Raw genomic sequence first — 3,890 nt, forward strand, 5'->3', positions numbered from 1 at the left:
CTGCGTGAGGGCCCCCCACCACGGCGCGGGCGCGGTCCTCGCTCAGGGTTTGGTTGTGGGCAGGGGTGCCCGCGTTGTCGGTGTGGCCTTGCACGGCCAGGCGCAGGCCGGGGTTTTGCCCAAGCAGCTTCCGCACCTCGGCCAGCGTGGGCTCGGCGTCGGGCCGCAGGGTGGCCTTATCCGTATCGAAGTTGAGGTATAGGGCCACGTGGCCCTCCGTTGCTAGTTCTTTTTAGCTAAGCGGTGGGCAGGGTGGTGGCCTGCTGGGGCATGGCGGCCCGCTCGGTAATGTTGAGCTGGTAGCGGTCGTCGCCAGGCTTCGCCTGCACCCACACTTCCTTGTCCTTCTGCCGAATGACGTACGTATCCACGTCTTCGCCCGCGTTGAGCCCGCCCAAGTGCTTGTGGTATTCGTCGCTGCTCACTTTGTCCACGGCTTCCCGGGGCAGCTCGCCCGACGATACCTGCACGCCGCCGAGGCCCTTCACCAGGTCGCCGTAGTTGCGCTGCACCATCAGCTCCGATGTGCGCTTTTTGTCGTCAATCACCCGTTACAGGCGGCGCAGCACGCGGCCTTCCACGGGCACCAGAGCCTTGCCGTCGTACACGTAGCTGCGGTCAAAATCAAACGCCGTGCTGTCGGAGTCGTAACCGATTTTGTAGCCCGGCAGCTTGCTCAGGTAGGGAAAGCCGCCCAGGTTGGCCGTCGAGATTGGGACGGTGTTGATGTCGAACGTAGCTGCTGGTGGGGGCGGTGGGGGCGGTTGCCGCCGGGGCCGGGGCGGTGGTGGATGGCGCGTCGGCGGGGACCGTGGTCGCGGTGTCCTCGGCTTTCTTGGCCCCGCAAGCGGTGAGCAAGCCCAGTAGTCCGGCCAGCGCGAATTGGGAAAGGGAGGTAGGTTTCATGAAAGAAAGTCAGGGGTGAAAAGAATAACGCGTGAGCAATCGGCCGCCCCAGGAGTGGCCACTGGGCATCGAATCAATAAAATATATATTCAATTACATTAATATTTACGTTTCCTTGCTCAAGCCCGGTAATTGGCCCACCAGGGCCCTGCGCTGACCCGGGGCCCCCACCAAAAAAGCCCGGCAAATGCCGGGCTTCTATCAGATAAATTAGAACCCCGGGGGCCCCTAAAAGCTCTGCACGATGCTGTTGTGCAGCGTGCGCGGGCTCCAGTAGCCGCTGGCGATGATGCGGCGGATGGTGAAAAGCGGGTCCTGCTGGTCGCGCTTTTCGGCCAACGAAAAAGCCGCCACAAAGCCGCGCTGCTTCAGCTCGGGAAAGGCCTGAGGGTTCCAGAGGCCGAAGGGGTAGGCGAAGTAGTTGATTTTCTTGCCCGTAATTTCCTCCAGCGTTTTAGTGGGCTTGTCGATTTGCGTCACCCAGTCCTGGCCCTGGTATTTTTTCACGTTGTGGTGGTCCCAGGTGTGCGAGCCGATGACGTTGCCCTCGTCGGCGAGCTGCTTCACCTGCGCCTTGCTCATGTAGTGGGGGCGGCCCAGGCTCACGGTCATCACGAAGTACATGGCCTTGAAGTTGTACTGCGCCAGCGTGGGCCGGGCGATGGTGAACTGGTCCAAATCGGTGTCGTCGAACGTGAGCATAATCGGCTTGGCCGGCAGCCGGGCCCCGGTGGTGAGGTAGGCATAGAGCTGGTCGGGCGAGATGGTGTGGTAGCCCGAGTCGGCCAGCATCTTGATCTGGGCCTTGAAGGCGGCCACCGGAACGATGTAGTCCTTAGCGCCTTTCGAGTCGCGGCCGGTCCAGTCCCGAATCTGGTGGTAGCACAGAATGGGCACCTGAGGCCGGGCGTAGATGGCGGCCGCGTCGGCGGCCTTGGCGGCCGGAATGGTACCGGGCGCGGGGGCCGGGGCAGCGTTGGCCTCGTCGGTGGCAGTGGCGGCCGCGCCGACGTGGGGGCGTCGGCGGGGTCTTCGCCCGCGGCGGTGGTGGCGGCAATGGTGGCCGACTTCGCGGCCACGTTGGCCTCGCCGGTGGTGGCGGTTTTCGAATCGCAGGCCGAGGCCAGGGCCAGGGTAGCCAGCAGAAAGTAAACGGAAGAACGCAAGGAAAGGAGGTGTTGGGCGTGAAAGACGTGTAATTTTGCCCGCAAAGCTACTTCATTTACCCCCTCCATGGATATTTTGCACGGCACCGGCGTGGCGCTGGTTACGCCCTTTGCCGCGGACTTTTCAATCGACTACGCCGCCTGGTACCGCCTGCTCGACCACTGCCTCGAGGGCGGCGTGGAATACCTCGTCATCAACGGCACCACCGGCGAGTCGCCCACCGTGACGGCCCCCGAGCGGGCCGAGCTGCTGCGCACGGCCAAGGTGCACGTGGCGGGCCGCCTGCCGATTATGTACGGCATCGGGGGTAACGACACGGCCGCCGCCGTCGAGCAGTTCCGCACCGTCGATTTGCACGGCGTGTTTGCCGTGCTCTCGGCCAGCCCCGCCTACAACAAGCCCAGCCAGGCCGGCCTGGTGGCCCACTACCAGCACCTGGCCGACGCCAGCCCCGTGCCGCTGGTGCTCTACAACGTGCCCGGCCGCACGGCTTCCAACATCAACGCCGAAACCACCCTGCGCCTGGCCCGCCACCCCAACATCGTGGGCATCAAAGAGGCCAGCGGCAATTTGGAGCAGTGCCTTGCCATTGGGGCCCTCAAGCCGGCCGGCTTTGCCCTGCTCAGCGGCGACGACATGATGACGCCTGCGCTCATCGCCGGGGCCGGGGCCGTGGGGGCTATTTCGGTGCTGGCCAACGCCTGGCCGCGCCGCTTCTCCGACATGACCCGCGCCGCCCTGGCCAGCGACTTTGCCCTGGCCCGCCGCCTGCTTTTCCAACTGCTGCCCCTCAACCCGCTGATGTACGAGGAGAGCAACCCCGTGGGCGTGAAGGCCGCCCTGGCCGCCCTGGGCGTGTGCGAGCCCACCGTGCGCCTGCCCCTGGTAGAAGCCACCCCCGGCCTGCAAGACCGCATCCAGAAGCTACTTTGAAGGCAGTGAGCAATTAACAGTTATCAGTGAGCAGTTAACAGTGAGCAGTTAATAGTGAGTGGGCCAGGCCGTTATGCAGCGCGCAGCGAAGCATCTTTTTAGCGCCAGTAATTCTGATTAGTGACGTTAAAAAGATGCTTCGTTGCGCGCTGCATGACGTTCCACCGGTAATTTCTTATTGGCAGCTGATAATTATCAACTGTTCACTGACAACTGTTAACTGAAACCAATGACCCTGCTGGTCCTCGAAAACGCCACCGTGCGCCACCTCGGCCGGCCGCTGCTCACCGGCCTCAACCTGGCCCTGGAGGCCGGCCAGCACTGGGCGCTGGTGGGCCCCAGCGGCGCCGGCAAAAGTGCCTTGCTGGCCACGCTGGCGGGCACCCTCACGGCCAATCCCGGGCGGCTGGTGCCCACCGGTCTGGCCGCGCTGGCGGCCGCCCGCCGCCCTGCCGACCCGCTCTATAATTGGACGCGGCTGTGGCGCGCGTGGGGGCCCGGGCCGATCTGCGCACCCGCGCCAACACCACCGAGTTCTACTACCAGCAGCGCTACAACGCCGCCGATGCCGACGCTACGCTCACCGTGGCCGAGCACCTGGCCGCCGCTGCCCAGGCCGCCGGCCCGGGGCCTTGGACGGTGGCCCGCGCCGCCGAAACCCTGCGCCTGGGGCCCCTGCTGGGCCGCTCGCTGCTCCAGCTCTCCAACGGCGAAACCAAGCGCCTGCTGCTGGCGGCGGCCCTGCTGAAAAACCCTGCCCTGCTGCTGCTCGACCGCCCGCTGGCTGGCCTCGACGCCGCCTCCCGGGCCGGGTTCGATGCGCTGCTGACGGAAATTGCCGCCGCGGGCGTGACGCTGGTGGTGGCCCACGGGCCCCACCGAAA

Annotated in this window: 5 protein-coding genes and 1 pseudogene; 3 read left to right on the forward strand and 3 right to left on the reverse strand. The window is 65.3% G+C overall.

Translation table 11 applies throughout. The annotated features are described in order from the left end of the window. The 3 genes from BEN49_RS12120 to BEN49_RS12135 form a co-directional block, all read right to left on the reverse strand. Window positions 1-208: OmpA family protein (locus BEN49_RS12120; protein ID WP_141765663.1), on the reverse strand; the 208-nt coding region annotated here is incomplete at its 3' end. A 28-nt stretch (window positions 209-236) separates the two neighbouring features. Further along, window positions 237-548, reverse strand: a complete 312-nt coding sequence (locus BEN49_RS12125; RefSeq protein ID WP_070743788.1) for a hypothetical protein — start codon at window positions 546-548, stop codon at window positions 237-239. Between the two features lie 586 nt (window positions 549-1,134). Beyond that, window positions 1,135-1,803, reverse strand: a complete 669-nt coding sequence (locus tag BEN49_RS12135) for a polysaccharide deacetylase family protein (protein ID WP_317040445.1) — start codon at window positions 1,801-1,803, stop codon at window positions 1,135-1,137. A gap of 336 nt (window positions 1,804-2,139) precedes the next feature. Between BEN49_RS12135 and dapA the strand changes: the two genes are divergently transcribed. From dapA to BEN49_RS30535, 3 genes and pseudogenes are all read left to right on the forward strand, one after another. Next, on the forward strand, window positions 2,140-3,006 hold the full coding sequence (gene dapA, locus BEN49_RS12145; protein ID WP_070743794.1) for a 4-hydroxy-tetrahydrodipicolinate synthase: 867 nt from the start codon (window positions 2,140-2,142) through the stop codon (window positions 3,004-3,006). Between the two features lie 229 nt (window positions 3,007-3,235). Beyond that, window positions 3,236-3,403 (forward strand): annotated as a pseudogene (locus BEN49_RS30935) (ATP-binding cassette domain-containing protein); the annotation flags it as partial. A 71-nt stretch (window positions 3,404-3,474) separates the two neighbouring features. Further along, window positions 3,475-3,890: ATP-binding cassette domain-containing protein (locus tag BEN49_RS30535; protein ID WP_125916815.1), on the forward strand; the 416-nt coding region annotated here is incomplete at its 3' end.

This window comes from Hymenobacter coccineus (assembly GCF_001816125.1).
Lineage (GTDB): Bacteria > Bacteroidota > Bacteroidia > Cytophagales > Hymenobacteraceae > Hymenobacter > Hymenobacter coccineus.